This window comes from Salinispora goodfellowii (assembly GCF_059570675.1).
On record NZ_JCANTD010000016.1, the window covers coordinates 88,292 to 106,611 of the forward strand.

An 18,320-nucleotide genomic window follows, 5' to 3' on the forward strand; every position below is an offset into this window, starting at 1 on the left:
CGGCCAGCCACCCGGTGACCGCGGCGGCCGTCTCGCCGGCGTACTCGGCCATGATCGAGAAGTGGTTGCCGGTCACGTCGACGGCGGTGTGCGGCAGCTCCCAGCCGGCCCGCCAGTCGTCGTCGCGGTCCCACGGGCCCAGCGGCTCGGTGGCCCGCACCACGAGCGTCGGCGTCTCGATCTCGCGGGCCTCGAACCCGCCGGTCATCACGCCGTAGTGGCCCTGCGCGGTGAGCCGGACGTCGTCCATCGGCACGTACTGGTGCTGCCGCTCGAGCACGCCGGTGGACAGCTCGTTCTGCCAGACCTCGTGCATCGGCCGGGACAGCGGATAGGTGTCGACAAGCACCAGGCCGGCCGGCTGCACGTCCTCCTCCTCCAGATAGCGGGTCAGCGCGTGCGCCAGGATCCCGCCGCCGGAGTGTCCGACCAGGACGAACGGATCGTCACCGACCAGGTTCCGCAGGCACCGGGCCTGCCAGGCGAGCATCACGTACGCGTCGGCCGGCAGCAGTTCGCCGCGACCGAAGCCGGGCACCGGCAGCACCGACACGTCGCGCTCGCCGCGGAACGCCGCGGCGAACCGGGCGAACTCGTGCGGGCCGCCGGCCGCCGTGGTGCCGGTGTGGCACACCAGCCGCGGCGTGCGGTCGCCGCGCACCAGGGTGACCGGGTGCGGACCGTCGGACAGCTGCGCCGGGTCGGTGAAGAACGGGCGGAACTGCGACGCCTCGTACGCCAGCTTCATGAAGTCGACGACCCGGTTCGTCCGGATCGCCTCGCGGTAGAGCGAGTTCAGCAGGCCGACCGGGTTCTCGTCGTCCGGCGCGATGCCCAGCAGCGGCGCCGCCGGGTCGCCGGTCACCCCGGCCGTGGCGAGCAGCGCCTGCTCCACGTGCGCGGCCAGCAGCACCGCCGACGGGTGGTCGAACGCCGCCGTGGGGCTCAGCGTGAGGCCGGTGGCCGCCTGCAACCGGGTGCGCAGCTCGATCGAGGTGAGCGAGTCGAAGCCCAGTTCGAGGAACTTGTCGTCGGCGCCCACCGCGTCGGCGCTCGGGTGGCCGAGCACCCGGGCGGCGTGGTCCCGGACGAGGTCGAGCAGGACCGGCCGCCGCTCGTGCGGGGGTGCCGCGAGGAGCGTCTCGCGCAGCTCCCGCGCCGCGGGGGCCGGCGAGTGCGGTCGGGCCGCCAGGCCGCGTACCTCGGGCACGCCGTCGAAGAACGGCCGCGGGCCGCTCGCGGTCATCGTCTCGACGAACGGTTGCCAGCGGACGTCGGCGACGACAAGCGTGGGGTCGTCGAGCGCGACCGCCTGGCCGAGCGCGACCAGCGCCGCGCCGGGTTCCATCGCCGGCAGGCCGAGACGCGCCAGGCGGTCGCGGACCTCCGGCGCGCCGGAGACACCGTCGGGCTCGTCCCACGGCCCCCAGGCGACGGACGTGGCCGGCCGGCCGGCCGCCCGCCGCTGCTCGGCGAGGGCGTCGAGCCAGGCGCCGGCGGCGGCCGTGGTGGCCTGCCGGCTGCCGCCCCACACGCCCGCGGCGGAGGAGAACAGCACGAACGCCGACAGCGGCAGGTCCCGGGTCAGCTCGTCCAGGTGCCGGGCGCCGGTCACCTTGGCGGCCAGCGCCGCCGCCACGGAGGCCGGCGTGAGGCCCGCGAGCGGGGTGTCGTCGCGGACCCCGGCGGCGTGGAAGACGGCGGTGAGGGGTTCGTCGGCACCGATCCGGTCGAGCAGCCCGGCGAGGGCGCTCCGGTCGGTGACGTCGCAGGCCACCACCGTGATCCGGGTGCCCGACGCGGTCAGCTCGGCCAGCTCCGGCACGCTCGTGCCGGCGCGGCCGGCGAGCACCACGTGCGGGGCGCCCCGCTCGGCCAGCCACCGGGCCAGGCGGCGGCCGAGGGCACCGGTGCCCCCGGTGACCAGGACGGTGCCCTCCGGCTTCCACGGCGCGGGCGCGGCGGTCAGCGGCGCCCGGACCAGCCGGCGGCCGAACGTGCCGGCCGGTCGCAACGCCACCTGGTCGTCGGCGCCGGAGCCGAGGACCCGGACGAGTTCGGCCACCACCCGGTCGTCGACGACGGCGGGCAGGTCGACCAGGCCGCCCCAGCGCCGCGGATGCTCCAGCGGGAGCACCCGGCCCAGGCCCCAGACCGCGGCCTGGTCGGGGTCCACCGGCGCGTCGGAGCGGCCGAGGGTCACCGCGCCCCGGGTGACCGTCCACAGCGGCGCGTCGACCCGGTTCGCCAGGTCGACGGTCGCGTCGAGCGTCGGCGCGAGCGACACCACCCCGGCCGGGGACGCGCCGGGCGCGACCTCGACCGCGGTGAGCACGGTGGGTGCCGCGCCTCGGGCCCGCAAGGCCGCGCCGATCCGGCCGGCCAGTTCGCGGGCCGCCGGCTCCTCCGGCGCGACGACCAACCAGTCGCCGGTCAGGGTGCGCGGGGTGCTGTCGGGCAGCGCGGCCCAGGCGACCCGGTACCGCCACGGCGTGGCCTCGGCGGTGTCGGCGGCCGGCTCGGCCGTCAACCAGTAACGCTGGTGCTGGAACGCGTACGTCGGCACCGGCACCCGCCGGGCGCCCGAGCCGGCGAAGACCGCCGCCCAGTCCGGGGACGCGCCGGCGACGTGCAGGCGGGCCAGCGCGTCGAGGACGGATCCGGTCGGGTCCCGCCCGTCGCGCAGCGTCGGCACCACGCGCGTCGCGTCGTCCTCGGCCAGCGAGAGCCGGGCCATGCCGGTCAGCACGCCGGCCGGACCGACCTCGACGAACCGGGTGACGCCGGCCCCGGCGAGGTGGCCGATCCCGTCGGCGAAGCGCACCGGCTCGCGGACCTGGCGCAGCCAGTACGCGGCGGAGAACTCCTCGACCGGCTCGCCGGTGAGGTTGGACACGACGGTGATCCGCGGCCGTTTGTAGGTCAGCCCGGCGAGCACGCCGGCGAACTCGGCCAGCATCGGCTCCATCCGCGCCGAGTGGAACGCGTGCGAGACGCGCAGCCGGTTGGTACGCCGGCCCAGCCCGGCGAAGTGCCCGGCGACCGCGTCGACCGCCTCCTCGTCGCCGGACACGACGACCGCGCGCGGCGCGTTGACCGCGGCGATCTCGACGCCCGGGCGCAGCGCGGCGCGGACCTCGTCCTCGTCGGCCTGCACCGCGTGCATGGCGCCACCGGCCGGCAGGTCGTCCATCAGCCGGCCGCGGGCGGCGACGAGCGTGCAGGCGTCGTCGAGCGACAGCACGCCGGCCACGTGGGCGGCGACGATCTCGCCGACGGAGTGGCCGAGCACCGCGTGCGGGCGGATTCCCCACGACTCCAGCAGGCGGAACAGGGCGACCTCGACCGCGAACAGCGCGGGTTGGGCGTAACCGGTGCGGTCGAGGGCCTCGACGTCCGCGTCCAGCACCTCGCGCAGCGGGCGCTCCAGCAGGGCGTCGAAGCGGGCGCAGGCGGCGTCGAAGGCGTCCGCGTAGGCGGGGAAGCGGTGGTAGAGGTCGCGGCCCATGCCGAGTCGCTGGGCCCCCTGGCCGGTGAACATCATCGCCAGCCGGCCCTCGGTGGCGCGGCCGTGCGGCACTCCCCCGGCGTCGGGGTCGCCGGTCGCCAGCGCGTCCAGCCCGGCCAACAGCTCGGCGCGGTCGGCGGCGAGCACGACCGCCCGGTGGTCGAGCGCGGCCCGCCCGGTGGCCAGCGTGAAGCCGACGTCCACCGGCGTGTCCACGCCCTCGGCGACGGCGGCGCGCAGGCGCGCGGCCTGGGCGCGCAGCCCGTCGGCGGTCCGGGCGGCCAGCGGCACCGGCACCGGCACCGGCACCGGCGGTCCGGCGGGCTCGTCCCCGACCGGGGCCGGCGGCGCCTCCTCCACGATGACGTGGGCGTTGGTGCCGCTGATGCCGAACGCCGAGATGCCGGCCCGGCGCGGGCGCTGCCCGGGCGCCCACGGTACCGGCTCGGTGAGCAGCTCGATCGAGCCGGCGGCCCAGTCGACGTGCGGGGTGGGTGCGTCGATGTGCAGCGATCGGGGCAGCTCGTGGTGGCGCAACGCGAGCACCATCTTGATCAGCCCGGCCGCGCCGGCGGCGAACTGGGTGTGCCCGAGATTCGACTTGACCGAGCCCAGCCGCAGCGGACGGTCCACGGGCCGGTCCCGCCCGTACGTGGCGATCAGCGCCTGCGCCTCGATCGGGTCGCCGAGCGTGGTGCCGGTGCCGTGCGCCTCGACCGCGTCCACCTCGCACGGGGTGGACCCGGCGTCGGCCAGGGCCTGGCGGATCACCCGCTGCTGCGACGGGCCGTTCGGGGCGGTGAGCCCGTTGGACGCGCCGTCGGAGTTGACCGCCGTCCCCCGCACCACGGCGAGCACCTCGTGGCCGTGGCGCCGGGCGTCGGAGAGCCGTTCCAGCAGCACCAACCCGGCGCCCTCGGACCAGCCGGTGCCGTCGGCCGCCGCGGCGAACGGCTTGCACCGGCCGTCGGCGGCGAGCCCGCCCTGCTTGCCGAACTCGGCGAACACCGCCGGGGTCGGCATCACGGTCACGCCGCCGACGAGCGCCATCGCGCACTCGCCCCGGCGCAGCGCCTGCGCCGCCAGGTGCAGGGCGACGAGCGCCGAGGAGCACGCCGTGTCGATGGTGACGGCCGGCCCCTCCAGGCCGAACGTGTAGGAGATCCGGCCGGACATCACGCTGCCGGCGTTACCGGTCAGCCAGTGGCCCTCGGCGTCCGGCGGCAGCGCGACGCCCACGCCGTAGCCGGTCGACGCGCCGCCGACGAACACGCCGGTGGCGCTGCCGCGCAGCGAGCGCGGGTCCAACCCGGCCCGCTCGAACGTCTCCCAGGCGGTCTCCAGCAACTGCCGCTGCTGCGGGTCCATGGCGACCGCCTCGCGCGGCGAGATCCCGAACAGGCCCGGGTCGAACAGCGCCGCGTCGTACAGGAAGCCGCCCTCGGGCGCGAAGCCCGCGTCCCGGATCTCCGGCCAGCCCCGGTCGGTGGGGAAACCGGCGACCCCGTCGCGGCCCTCCGACAGCAACCGCCACAGCTCCTCGGGCGACCGGACGCCGCCGGGGAACCGGCAGGCCATCCCGATGATCGCGAGCGGTTCGGTGGTGGGCGCGGCGGTCGGGTCCGGCGTGGCGGCCGGGCCCAGCCCGGTCACCAGTTCGTCGAGCAGGTGGCCGGCGAGGTCGTGCGGGGTCGGGTAGTCGAAGACCAGCGTGGCCGGCAGCCGCAACCCGGTGGCACCGGCCAGCAGGTTGCGCAGGTCGAGCGCGGTGAGCGAGTCGAATCCGAGGTCGCGGAACGCCTTCGCCGGTTCGATGGCGTCGCCGGACGGGTGGCCGAGCACGAGCGCGGCGTGCCCACGGACGAGGTCCAGCAGGATGGCCGCCCGCGCGTCCGGGTCGGCGGCGGCGAGGCGCTCGGCGAGCGAGCCGGTCGGCTCCTCGGCGGCGGCGCCCGGTTCGGCGGCGACCGCCCGCACCTCGGGCAGGTCGGCGATGAGCGGACCGGGCCGGGTGGCGGTGAACGCGGCGGCGAACCGCGGCCAGTCGACGTCCACCACGGCGAGCTCGGTCTCGCCCTGGTCGACGGCGGCGGCCAGGGCCGACATCGCGGTCGCCGGGTCCATCGGCGGCACCCCGGCGGTCCGCAGCCGGCGCCGCACGACCTCGTCGTCGGCCAGGCCGGCGCCGGCCCACGCGCCCCACGCGATCGACGTCGCCACCCGTCCCCGGTCGCGGCGGCGGCGGGCCAGCGCGTCCAGGGCGGCGTTGGCGGCGGCGTAGCTGGCCTGACCGGCCGCGCCGATCGTACCGGCGATGGAGCTGAACAGGACGAACAGCGACAGCGACCGGTCGGCGGTCAGCTCGTCGAGCACCTCGGCCGCGCCCGCCTTGGCGCGCAGCACGGTGTCGAGCCGGGCCGGGTCGAGCGTGTCGATCACCCCGTCGTCGACGACCGCGGCGGCGTGCACGACCCCGGTCAGCGGGCGGTCGGCGGGGATCGCGGCCAGCACCCCGGCCAGCGCGGCGCGGTCGGCGACGTCGCAGGCCGCCACCGTCACCGCGGTGCCGCGCCCGGTCAGCTCGGCCACCAGCTCGTCCACGCCCGGCGCGTCCGGTCCGCGCCGGCTGACCAGCAGCACGTGCGGGACGCCCCGGTCGGCCAGCCAGCGGGCGATCGTGGCGCCCAGGGCGCCGGTGCCGCCGGTGACCAGGACGGTCCCGTCCGTCGCCCACCGGGTGTCGCCGGCCGACGCCGGCGCGGCCCGGACCAGGCGACGGGCCAGGACGCCGGAGCCGCGCACCGCGAGCTGGTCCTCGCCGTGTCCGCCGCCGAGCACGCCGGCGAGCCGCCGGCCGTCCCGCTCGGACAACTCCGGCGGCAGGTCGACCAGGCCGCCCCAGCGGTCCGGCAGTTCCAGCGCGGCGACCCGGCCGAAGCCCCACACCTGGGCCGGCGCGACGCTGAGCTGCCGATCGGACCGGCCGGTCGAGACCGCGCCGCGGGTCAGGCACCAGAGCGGGGCCGGCGTGCCCGCGTCGCCGAGCGCCTGCACCAGCGCGACGGTGGCGGCGAGCCCGGCCGGGACGGCGTCCGCCCCGGTCATCGGCGTCTCGACGGTGGCGAGCAGCGAGACGACGCCGGCCGGGTCGGCCCCGGCGAGCGCGTCCGGCAGCAGACCGGTCAGCTCGGCCCGGCCGGTGGCCGCCGCGTCGACGGCGAGGGCGCGCACCTCGGCCCCGGCCCGGCGCAGCGCGGCGGTCACCTCGGCCGCCCCGGCGGCGTCGGCGGCGTCGTGCACCAGCAGCCAGGTGCCGCCGAGCGCCCCGGACGGCAGGTCGGTCACCGGCTTCCACGTGGTCCGGTAGCGCCAGGAGTCCACAGTGCACGCGGTGCGGCGACGGCTGCGCCAGGCGGAGAGCGCGGGCAGCACGTCCCGGAGCCGGTCGGCGGGGTCGAGCCCCAGCGTGCCGGCGACGCCGTCGACGTCGCGGCGTTCGACCGCCTCCCAGAACAGTGTCTCCGCCGCATCCACCGGGCCGGCCGGCGGGGCGGGTTCCCCGGCCGGCGCGTCGATCCAGTAACGCTGCCGCAGGAACGCGGTGGTCGGCAGCGGGCTGAGCCGGGGACGCGCGGCGGCGAAGAACGCGGCCCAGTCGACCTCGACGCCGTGGGCGTGCAGCTGGGCCAGCGCGCGCACGGCGGCCTCGGGCTCCGGGCGGTCCGCGCGCAGCGCGGTCGCCAGCGCGGGCTCCTCGCCGCCCGGGGCGCCGGCGGCCGGGGCCTCGTCGAGGGCGAGCCGGACCAGGCCGGTGAGGGTGCCGTCCGGGCCGAGTTCGAGGAAGCGGGTGACGCCCTCGCGGCGCAGCCACTCGACCCCGTCGGCGAAGCGTACGGCCGAGCGGGCGTGCCGCGCCCAGTAGTCGCCGGAGCGCATCTCCGGCCCGGCCGGGGCACCGGTCAGGTCCGAGACGATCGGGATGGTGGGCTCGGCGTGCGCCAGTCGCCCGCCGACCGCGCCGAGTTCGGCCAGGATCGGGTCCATCCGGGCGGAGTGGAACGCGTACCCGCCGCGCAGCATCGTGGTCTTGCGGCCGGCGGCCCGCCAGTGGGCGGCCAGTTCCTCGACCGCGTCGCGGTCGCCGGAGACCACCACCGAGGACGGTCCGTTGATCGCGGCCAGGTCGACCCGGCCCGGGTAACCGGCGAGCGCCTCGCGGGCCTCGTCGGCGCTCGCCCGGACCGCCATCATCACGCCGCCGGGCGGCAGCTCGTCCATCAGTCGGCCCCGCGCCGCGACCAGCTCGCAGGCGTCGGCGAGCGTGAGCACGCCGCCGACGTGCGCGGCGACCACCTCGCCGAACGAGTGCCCGAGCAGGTAGTCGGGTCTGACCCCCCAGGATTCGAAGAGCCGGAACAGCGCCACCTCGACGGCGAACGTCGCCGGTTGGGTGTACGTGGTGCGGTCGAGCAGCGCCGCGTCGGTCGCGGTGAACACCAGGTCCCGCAGCGGCCGGTCGAGCAGCGGCGCGAAGGCCGCGCACACCTCGTCGAACGCCGTCGCGAACGCCGGGTACGCCGCGTACAGCTCACGCCCCATGCCGGGGCGCTGGACGCCCTGTCCCGGGAAGAGGAAGGCGAGCCGGCCCGAGCCGGCCGAGGCGGTCAGCGCGTACGGCGACGGCTCGCCCGCCTCGACCGCGGCCAGCCCGGCGGCGGCGGTGTCGGTGTCCGCGGCCACCACCACCGCCCGGTGCTCGTGCCGGCCCCGGGCGGCGACGAGCGACCACGCCACGTCGGCCCGGTCGAGGTCGTCGGCGTCGGCGACGAACGCCCGCAACCGTCCCGCCTGCGCCCGCAGCCCCTCCGGGGTGCGGCCGGTGACCACCCAGGGCAGCGGCCCGGGTTCCGGTCGCGGCTGACGCGGCGGCGCGGGCTCGGCGGCCGGGGCCTGTTCGATGATGGTGTGCACGTTGGTGCCGCTGATCCCGAACGAGGAGACCGCCGCCCGCCTCGGCGCGCCGGTCTCCGGCCACGGCCGGGCCTCGGTGAGCAGGCTGACGTCGCCCGCGCCCCAGTCGACGTGCGGCGTCGCGACGTCGGCGTGCAGGGTGCGGGGCAGCAGGCCGTGGCGGATCGCCAGCACCATCTTGATCACACCGGCGACGCCGGCGCCCTGCTGGACGTGGCCGATGTTGGACTTCAGCGAGCCGAGGTGCAGCGGTCGGCCCGGCGGTCGCTGCCGGCCGTACGTGGCGATCAGCGACCGGGCCTCGATCGGGTCGCCGAGCGGGGTGCCGGTGCCGTGCGCCTCCACGGTGTCGATGTGCTCGGGCGAGAGCCGGGCGTCGGCCAGCGCCGCCCGGATGACGCGCTGCTGCGCCGGCCCGCTCGGCGCGGTCAGACCGTTGGAGGCGCCGTCGGAGTTCACCGCCGAGCCGCGGATCACCGCGAGCACCTCGTGGCCGTTGCGGCGCGCGTCGTCGAGCCGTTCCAGGAGCAGCACCGCGGCACCCTCGGCGAAGCCCATGCCGTCCGCGCCGGCGCCGAACGCCTTGCACCTGCCGTCGGCGGCCAGCACCCGCTGGCGGCTGAGCTCCAGCACGCTGATCGGGTTGGGGATGACCGTCACGCCGCCGGCGATGGCCAGCGTGCACTCCTGCCGGCGCAGCGCCTGGGTGGCCAGGTGCAGGCTCACGCTCGACGACGAGCAGGCGGTGTCCACGGTGAGCGCCGGGCCCTCGGTGCCCAGGACGTACGCGACGCGACCGGACACCACCGACAGCGAGCTGCCGGTGACCAGGTAGCCCTCGGACCCGGTGGCCGCGCCGACCGCACCGGCGCTGTAGCCGAGCGAGCTGGCGCCGAGGAAGACGCCGGTGGGGGTGCCGCGCAGCGCGGTGGGGGCGATGCCGGCCCGTTCCACGGTCTCCCAGCACACCTCCAGGATCATCCGCTGCTGCGGGTCCATCGCGAGCGCCTCGCGTGGGCTGATGCCGAAGAATCCGCTGTCGAACATGGTCGCGTCGGCCACGTATCCGCCGGCGGCGGAGTACGTCGTGCCGGGGTGGTCCGGGTCCGGGTCGTAGTGGTCGGCCAGGTCGAAGCCGCGGTCGGCGGGGATCGGGCCGACCGCGTCGACCTCGCCGGCGACCAGTCGCCACAGGTCGTCGGGTCCGGTGACGCCGCCGGGCAGCCGGCAGCCCATCGCGACGATCGCGACCGGTTCCTGGTCACCCGACTCGGCGGTGCGCAGCCGCTGGCGGGTGTCGTGCAACTCGGCGATGACCCGCGCCAGGTAGCCGCGCAGTTTCTCCTCGTTGTCCATGCGAACATCGATCCTTCCGGGAGGGTCAGGCGAGGCCGAGGTCCTGGTCCACGAGGGCGAAGAGTTCTTCGCTGGAGGCCGAACCGAGCTTGTCGATGAGGTCGGGGGCGATGACCGCCCCGGCCGGGGCGGCGCCGCGGGCGTGCCGGTCGAGCAGGGCTTCGAGCCGGAGCATGATGCGCATCCGGCCGATGTCGTCGGCCGGCAGGTCGGCCAGCGCGGTGTCGAGCCGGTCCAGCTCGGCCTCCGACGGCAGGGCGTCCGCCGCACCCGCCGGGCCGAGTTCGGCGGCGAGCCAGGCGGCCAGCACCGCCGGGGTCGGGTGGTCGAACACCAGCGTCGCCGGCAGGGTCAGGCCGGTGGCCGCGCCGAGCCGGTCCCGCAGCTCGACCGAGGTGAGGGAGTCCAACCCGAGTTCGCGGAACGCGCGGCCGGGTTCGATCGCGCCGCTGGAGACGTGCCCGAGCACCGCCGCGGCGTGCGACCGGACGAGGTCGAGCAGCGCCCGTTCCCGGTCGGCCGGGGCGAGTGCCGCCAGCTCGCGGCGGGCGGCGTCCTGATCCGGGCTGCCGGCGGCCTCCACCGGGGCGGCGTCCCGCCCGGCGGCGAGGTCCGGAAGGTCGCCGATCAGCGGGCTCGGCCGGGGCGCGGTGAACGCCCGCGCGAACCGCGCCCAGTCCACGTCGGCCACGGTGACGGTGGCGTCGTCGTGCTCCAGCGCCTGCTGGAGGGCGGCGACCGCGTCGTCCGGGTCGAGCAACGGCAGGCCGATGCGGCGCATCCCGCTCTCGGCGTCCGGGTGCACCATGCCCCCGCCGCGCCACGGCCCCCAGGCGACCGAGAGCACCCGGGCGCCCGGGGCCCGGCGACGCCGGGCCAGCGCGTCGAGGTACGCGTTGGCCGCGGCGTACGCGCCGTGCCGGCCGCCGCCCCAGGTCGCCGCGATCGAGGAGAAGTAGACGACGGTGTCGAGCAGCTCCGGGTCGAGCAGTTCGTCGAGGTGCCGGGCGCCGGCCACCTTGCCGGACGCGGTGGCGGCCAACTCGCCCACTGCGGTGTCGGCCACGTCGATCAGCGTGTTGACGCCGGCGACGTGGAACACCGTACGGACCGGGTCGCCGGCCGCGGCCAGGTCGTCGAGCAGGTCACGCACCTGGTCGCGGTCGGTGAGGTCGCAGGCCGCGACCGTCACCCGACTGCCGTTCGCGGCCAGGTCGTCGGTTAGCCCCGGCTGGGCGCGGCCACCGCGGCTCACCAGCACCAGGTGCTCGGCGCCCCGGCCGGCCAGCCAGCGGGCGACCCGCTCGCCGAGCGCGCCGGTGCCGCCGGTCACCAGCACGGTGCCGCGCGGCGTCCACGCCCGGGCGGGCTTCGACCCGACCGGCGCGCGTTCGATCCGGCGCAGGAACACCCCGGCGGTCCGCAGCGCGATCTGGTCCTCGCCGTCGGCGCCGGCCAGCGCGGCGACGAGCCGGTCCGCGGCGCGGCCGTCCGGGGTGGGCGGCAGGTCGACCAGGCCGCCCCAGCGGGCCGGTTCCTCCAGCGCCGCGACCCGGCCGAGACCCCAGATCGCGGCCTGCTCCGGGTGTTCCACCGGCTCCGCGCCGACGGCCACCGCGCCGCGCGTCACACACCACAGCCGGCCGTGCGTCACGGCGCGCAGCAGCGCGACGGTGGCGGCGAGCCCGGTGGTGACGACTGGGTGGTCCCGGTGCGGGGTCTCGTCGAGGCCGAGGAAGGACAGCACGCCGGCTGCGCCGTCAAGCTGTTCTTCCCCGGCGGCGTCGCCGGTCACCACCGTGGTGTCGGCGCCCGCCCCGGTGAGGGCGGCGACGGTGGCCAGGACGTCCGGGTCGGCGGCGTGCCCGGGCGGGACCACGACGACCCATCGTCCGGTCAGCGGCGCGGGTGCCCGGTCGGGGTCGGCCTTCCAGGCGGCGACGTACCGCAGGCCGTCGAGCCGGCTGGCCAGCAGGCCGCGGCGGTGCCAGGCGGACAGGGCGGGCAGCAGTTCACGGACGGCGTCGGGCCGGTCCACGGCCAGCGTGCCGGCCAGCGACTCAGCGTCGGACCGGGCGACCGCGTCCCAGAAGGACGCCTCGAAGCCGGTGGCCGCGCCGGGCGCCGGGGCCGGCGCGGCCGACGGCAGCGGCCAGAACCGTCGGCGCTGGAACGCGTACGTGGGCAGGTCGGTGACCGGCCGGGCGGGGGGCAGCACGCTGGGCCAGTCCACCGGCACACCCCGCACGTACGCCTCGGCCAGGCTGGTCAGCAGTCGCCGTGGGCCGCCGTCGTCGCGTCGCAGCGTGCCGACCACGTCGGCCCGGCGGCCGGCGTCGGTGAGCAGCTCGGCGAGCGGTACGGCGAGCACCGGGTGCGGGCTGACCTCCAGGAACACGGCGCCGTCCGGCATGGCGAGGACCGCCCGGTCGAAGCGGACCGTCTCGCGCAGGTTGCGGAACCAGTACGTGCCGTCCATCGCGGTGGTGTCCAGGCGCTCGCCGGTGACCGACGAGTAGAGCGGCACCGTCGACGGGCGGCCGGTGACGTCGGCCAGTGACCGCAGCAGCGGCTCCCGCAGGTGCTCGACGTGCGCGGTGTGCGACGCGTAGACGACCGGCACCCGCTTGACCCGCACACCGGCGGTCTCCCCCGCCGCGAGCAGCTCGGTCAGGGCCTCCTCGTCCCCGCCGACCACGACGGCGGTGGGGCCGTTGACGACGGCGACCTCCAGCCGGCCGTCCCACGGCGCGATCCAGGCGGCGGCCTCGGCCGGCGGCAGCGCGACCGACACCAGGCCGCCGCGGCCGGCGATCAGCCGCAGTTCGCGGGAGCGCAGCGCGACCACCGTGGCGGCGTCGGTCAGGCTGAGCGCGCCGGCCACGCAGGCCGCCGCGATCTCGCCCTGGCTGTGTCCGACCACGGCGGACGGGCGTACGCCGTGCGCGCGCCAGACCTCGGCCAGCGCCACCATCACGGCGAACAGCATCGGCTGGACGACGTCGTCGCGGTCCAACGCCGGGGCGCCCGCGACGCCGAGCAGCACGTCGTGGGGGGACCAGTCGAGGTGCGGGGTGAGGGCGTGCGCGCAGGCGTCGAAGCGGGCGGCGAAGACGGAGTGCTGCTGGTACAGCTCGCGGGCCATGCCGGCCCACTGCGAGCCCTGCCCGGGGAAGACGAAGACGGCCTCGGCCGGGCCGCGGGCGACGCCGTGGACGACGCCGGGGGCCGGGTCGCCGGTGGCCAGCGCGGTCAGGCCGGCGGTGAACCCGGCCGGGTCGTGGCCGACGACGACGGCACGGTGCTCGAAGCGGGCCCGCCGGGTCAGGGCGGCGGCGACGTCGGCCACCGGCCGGTCCGGGCGGTCCGCCAGGTAGGCGCGCAGCCGCCGGGCCTGGGCCCGGACCGCCTCGGCGGAGCGCCCGGAGAGCACCCACGGGACCGGTCCGACGTCGGCGGCGGGACCCGGTTCGGCCGGCGCGTCGGCCGGGGCCTGCTCGATGACGAGGTGGGCGTTGGTGCCGCTCGCGCCGAAGGACGAGACGGCGGCCCGGCGGGGGCGGCCGGTCTCCGGCCAGGGCCGGGCCTCGGTGACCAGTTCGACCGCTCCGGCGGCCCAGTCGACGTGCGGGGTGGGCGCGTCGACGTGCAGGGTGCGCGGCAGCACCCCGTGCCGCATCGCGAGCAGGATCTTGATGATGCCGGCGACGCCGGCGGCGGCCTGGGTGTGGCCGATGTTGGACTTGACCGAGCCGAGCCAGAGCGGCCGGTCGGCGGGGCGCTCCTGCCCGTACGTGGCGAGCAGCGCCTGCGCCTCGATCGGGTCGCCGAGGGTGGTGGCGGTGCCGTGCGCCTCGACCAGGTCGACCTCCGAGGGGTGCAGGCCGGCGTCGGCGAGGGCCGCCCGGATGACGCGCTGCTGGGCCGGCCCGTTGGGGGCGGTGAAGCCGTTGCTCGCCCCGTCGGAGTTGAGCGCCCCGCCGCGGACCAGGCCGAGGACGGGGTGGCCGTTGCGGCGCGCGTCGCTGAGCCGTTCGATCAGCACCACGCCGGCTCCCTCGCTCCAGCCGGTGCCGTCGGCGGCGGCGGCGAACGGCCGGCACCGGCCGTCGGAGGCGAGCCCGCCGAGCCGGCCGAACTCGGAGAACGGCCCGGGGGTGGCCATCACGGTGACGCCGCCGGCGATGGCCATCGTGCACTCGCCGCGGCGCACCGCGGCGGCCGCGAGGTGGAGCGCGACAAGTGACGAGGAGCACGCGGTGTCGACCGACAGGGCCGGACCCTGCAACCCGAACGTGTAGGCCAGCCGGCCGGAGATGACGGCGGCGCTGACGCCGGTGATCAGGTGGCCGCCGGCGCCGGTGTCGGTGTTGGTGAGCACCACGCCGTAGTCCTGGGTGTTGGTGCCGACGAACACGCCGGTGTCGCTGCCGCGCAGGCGGTGCGGGTCGATCCCGGCCCGCTCGACGGTCTCCCAGACGGTTTCCAGCAGCACCCGCTGCTGCGGGTCCATGGCCAGCGCCTCACGGGGGCTGATGTCGAAGAACGCGGCGTCGAAGTCGCCCGCGTCGTAGAGGAAGCCGCCGGCGCGCGGGTAGTCGACCGGATCGGCGTCCGGGTCCCACCCCCGGTCGGCCGGGAACTCGCCGATGGCATCGCCGCCGGATTCCAGCAGCCGCCAGAACTCCTCCGGCGACCGGACCCCGCCCGGGTAGCGGCACCCGACGGCGACGATCGCGACCGGGTCGTCGTCGGTCTCCGGCCGCGCCTGCGGCACCGCCGGCTCGGGCTCCTCGGCCGGTACGGCGGTGAGCTGCCCCTCGATGTGGGCCGCGAGCGCGGCCGGCGTCGGGTAGTCGAAGATCAGGGTGGCCGGCAGCCGGATTCCGGTGCGGGCGTTCAGCCGGCCGCTCAGCTCGACCGCGGTGACCGAGTCGAAGCCGAGGTCGTCGAAGGCGCGTTCCACCTCGACGGCGTCCGCGCCGGAGTGGCCGAGCACCTCGGCCGCCTCGGTCAGCACGGTCGCCAGGACGAGCCGCGCGCGCTCGCCGGGTTCGGCGGCGGCGAGGTCGGCGAGCAGCGTCGACCCGGCCGGGGCGGCCTCCGGTCCGGCGGCCACGGCGGCCTCGGGCAGGTCGGCGAGCAGCGCGCTGCGCCGGGCGGACTGGAAGCCCGGCGCGAAGCGCGGCCAGTCGACGTCGGCCACGACCAGGTCGGCGGCGCCCGCGTCGACCGCGGCCGCGAGCGCCGCGACGGCCGGCGCCGGCTCCATCGGCACCAGGCCCCGACGGATCAGGTACGCGGCGGAGTCGTCCCCGGCCGCCATCCCGGCGCTGGCCCAGGCGCCCCAGGCGATCGCGGTGGCGGCCAGCCCGTCGCCGCGGCGGTGCTCGGCGAGCGCGTCGAGGTAGGCGTTTCCGGCGCTGTACGCGCCCTGCCCGCCGCCGCCCCACACCCCGGCGACCGAGGAGATCAGGATGAAGCGCTCCAGCGGCTGGTCCGCGGTGAGCGCGTGCAGGTGGGCCGCGCCGGCGACCTTGGCCCGGACGGTGGCGGCGAACCCGGCCGGGTCCACCTCGGCGAGGGGCGCGGAGTCGGCGGCCCCGGCGGCGTGCACCACGGCGGTGAGGGGACGGTCGGCGGGCACCGCGGCGAGCACGGCGGCGAGCGCGGCCCGGTCGGCGACGTCGCACGCGGCGACGGTGACCGTGGTGGTGTCCGACGACAGTTCGGCGGCGAGGTCCCGGGCGCCGGGCGCGTCCGGGCCGCCGCGGCTGAGCAGGAGGACGTGCGGGGTGCCGCGGTCGGCCAGCCAGCGCGCGACGTGGCCGCCGATCGCCCCGGTGCCGCCGGTGACCAGCACCGTTCCGGTGGGACGCCAGGACTCGGCGACGTCGGTGGCGGCGGCGCGCACCAGCCGCCGGCCGAACACGCCGGAGGCCCGCACGGCCACCTGGTCCTCGACCGGGCCGGCGTCGGCCGCCGCGCTCGCGCCCGCCGCGGCCAGCAGCGCGGCGAAGCGGCGGCCGTCGCGGGCGGTCATCGCCGCGGGCAGGTCGACCAGGCCGCCCCAGCGCCGCGGGAACTCCAGCGCGGCGGCCCGGCCGAGCCCCCAGACCTGGGCCTGGTCCGGCTCGCGCAGCGAATCCGACCGGCCGGTGGACACCGCCCCGCGGGTCACGCACCACAGTGGCGCGTCCACCCCGACCGCGCCCAGCGCCTTGATCAGCGCGAGGGCCGCCGACGCGCCGGCGGACGGGCCGGCCGGGCCGGCGGGCCGGTCGGTCAGGGCCACCACGCCGGCGATGTCGTCCGCTTCCAGGATCGCGTCGAAGAGGTCGTCGGTGAGCGTCTCGGCGTCGGTCGCCGCCGGGCAGCGCACGGTCCGGGCCCCCGCCGCGTGCAGCGCGTCGAGCACGTCGTCGCCGTCGCCGACGACCAGCCAGGTGCCGTCGAGGCGGCCGGCGGGCGGCTCGGGAAGCGGACGCCAGGTGACCCGGTAGCGCCAGGAGTCGAGGGTCGCGGCAGTGCGGCGGCGTTCGTGCCAGGAGGCGAGCGCGGGCAGCAGCGCGGCCAGCGACGCCTGCTCGGCCGCCGAATCCAGGCGCAGCGACCGGGCCAGGCCGTCGCGGTCGCGGCGGGTCACCGACTCCCAGAAGGCGTCGTCGGTGGTGCCGGACAGCGCCCGGGCCGCCGGCGCGGACAGCCAGTAGCGCTCCCGCTGGAACGCGTACGTGGGCAGCGGATGCGGTTGCCCGGGTCGCTCGCCGGCGAGCACGGCGACCCGCTCCCCGGCGGCCCAGCGGGTGGCCAGCGCGACCGCCTCCGCCGGTGCGCCGTCGGCGCCGACGATCGGTCCGTCCTGCGTCCCGGCGGCCAGCGCGGCGAACGCCCGCGCGAAGTCGCCCGGCTCGCGGCCGAACACCACGGCACGGTACTCGAACGCGGTCCGGCTGCCGGCCAGCGCGTACGCCACCGCGACCGGGTCGGTGACCGTGCCGGCGAGGTCGGCGAGCGCGGCGGCCTGGGCCCGCAGCGCCGGGGCCGACCGGGCCGACACCAGCCACGGTACGACGACCGGGGCCTCGACGGGCGGGGCGGGCGGTGCCTCCTGTGCCGGCGCCTCCTCGACGATGACGTGCGCGTTGGTGCCGCTGATCCCGAACGAGGAGACGCCGGCGCGCCGCACCCGGTCCCCCGCCGGCCAGTCCCGCGCCTCGGTGAGCAGGCGGACCCGGCCGGCGGACCAGTCGACCTCCCGGGTGGGCTCGGCGGCGTGCAGGGTGCGCGGCAGCGTCCCGGCCCGCAGCGCCAGCACCATCTTGATCACACCGGCCACGCCGGCGGCGGCCTGGGTGTGGCCGACGTTGGACTTCACCGTGCCCAGCCACAGCGGGTCGGCGTCGGGCGCCCGACCCTGGCCGTACGTCGACAGCAGCGCCTGGGCCTCGATCGGGTCGCCGAGCCGGGTGCCGGTGCCGTGCGCCTCGACGGCGTCCACGTCGGCGGCTTCGATCCCGGCGTCGCGCAGCGCGTCCTCGATCACCCGCTGCTGGGAGGGGCCGTTGGGGGTGGTGAGCCCGCTGGACGCCCCGTCCTGATTCACCGCGGTGCCGCGGATCACGGCCAGCACCGGGTGGCCGTGGCGGCGGGCGTCGCTCAGCCGCTCCAGCAGCAGCACGCCGGCGCCCTCGGACCAGCCGGTGCCGTCGGCGCCGTCGGCGAACGACTTGCACCGGCCGTCGCCGGCCAGGCCGCCCTGCCGGGCGAAGTCGAGGAAGGTGTCCGGGTTGACCATGACGGTGACGCCGCCGGCGATCGCCAGGCCGGTCTCCCGCGAGCGCAGCGACCGGGCCGCGAGGTGCAGCGCGACGAGCGACGAGGAGCACGCGGTGTCGATCGTCAGCGCCGGCCCCTCCAGGCCCAGGGTGAACGCGACCCGTCCGGAGAAGACGCTGCCGGTGTTGCCGGTGCCGAGGAACGTCTCGACACCGTCGGGGATGTCGAGGATGCGCTTCGCGTAGTCCTGGTACATCAGCCCGGCGAAGACGCCGGTGCGGCTGCCGCGCAGCGTGGCCGGGTCGATGCCGGCCCGCTCGATCGCCTCCCAGGTGACCTCCAGCAGCAGTCGCTGCTGGGGGTCCATGGCCAGGGCCTCGCGCGGTGAGATGCCGAAGAAGCCGGCGTCGAACCCGGCGGCGCCGGGCAGGAAGCCACCGACAGGTTCGAGCCCGGCCGGCAGCGCCCCGAGTTCCCAGCCCCGGTCGGACGGGAAGCCGGACATCGCGTCGACGCCGTCGCGGATCAAATCCCAGAACGCCTCCGGGGTGTCGGCCTCGCCCGGGTAGCGGCAGCTCATCCCGATGATGGCGATCGGCTCGGCGTCCGCCTCCTCGACCGCGCGCAGCCGCTGCCGGACCTGGGCCAGGTCGGCGGTGACGCGCTTGAGGTACTCGCGGAGCTTCTCTTCGTTTGTCATCGCAGT

Annotated in this window: 2 pseudogenes; both read right to left on the reverse strand. The window is 77.3% G+C overall.

Annotated features, from left to right (window positions below):
- Positions 1–40: 40 nt before the first annotated feature.
- Positions 41–9,829 (reverse strand): annotated as a pseudogene (locus tag T398_RS16270) (type I polyketide synthase); the annotation flags it as partial.
- A 31-nt stretch (positions 9,830–9,860) separates the two neighbouring features.
- Positions 9,861–18,314 (reverse strand): annotated as a pseudogene (locus tag T398_RS16275) (type I polyketide synthase); the annotation flags it as partial.
- Positions 18,315–18,320: the final 6 nt, after the last annotated feature.